1 protein-coding gene is annotated in these 910 nt (G+C 64.0%); it reads left to right on the top strand.

Going from position 1 to position 910, the window contains the following annotated elements:
- Positions 1-910: flagellin hook IN motif-containing protein (locus NPS46_RS25090; protein WP_274112041.1), on the top strand; the 910-nt coding region annotated here is incomplete at both ends.

The following is a 910-nucleotide window of genomic DNA, read 5'->3' as shown; positions in this document are numbered from 1 at the left end:
TATCAGCGCCACTGGCCTGAAAGGTTCCTACGGCGAAGCTAAGGCTGCTGGTGCAGCTACTGACCTGGCTGCCACCGTGACTGGTAGCGGCGGCATTCAGTTTGCTGCGGCCGGCGCCGGCGCGTTCGATGGCACCGCTGCCAGCACCCTGAAACTCAATGACACCACCGTCAGCTTCGGCGCCGGCACCACGGCTGCTCAGGCGGCTGCGTTGATCAACGAAAAAACCTCCAGCACCGGCGTCACCGCTTCGCTCGACACCGCTGGCACTGCGCTGGTGTTGAAATCCGACAGCGCCTTCACCGCCACCGGTAGCGCCGCGACCACCGGTTTTGCCACCGCAGGCGTCACTGCCGCCAAGGACCTGGTTGGCGCCGCGAGCATCAGCGTCAACGGTGAGCAGATCGCTCTGGCTGATGGCGATGACCTGGCTGCCGTGGCCGCGGCCATCGAGGCCGAAAAAGGCACAACAGGTGTGGGCGCAACAGTGGCCGACGGTCGTCTGAAGCTGACCTCCGAAGATGGCAAGGCGATCGTGCTCGACAACGGCACCAACGCCACTACCGGTCCTGGCGCACTGGCCAAAATCGGCCTGTCGGCCGGCACCACCCAGGCCAAGCTGACCGCCGATACTTCGGTGATCCTCAATGGCGTGGAAGTGAAGTTCAAGAAGGGCGACACCGCCGATTCGATCGTCTCCTCGATCAACAGCGCGAGCACTGGCGTCACCGCCAGCAAAAACGCGGACAACACCCTGGCGCTGTTCTCCAACAAGACCTTCACCGTGGCCAACGGCAGTGCCGGTACTGGCTTGGCGCAACTGGGTCTGACCGGTGTCTCGGCGACCAACACCGCTGTGACCGTGGAAACCACCGTGTCGAACCTGAGCATCCAGGACGCCGCTTCGTCG

This window comes from Pseudomonas putida, assembly GCF_028682395.1.
Taxonomy (GTDB): domain Bacteria; phylum Pseudomonadota; class Gammaproteobacteria; order Pseudomonadales; family Pseudomonadaceae; genus Aquipseudomonas; species Aquipseudomonas putida_AB.
This window is presented reverse-complemented; position numbering and strand designations above follow the sequence as displayed.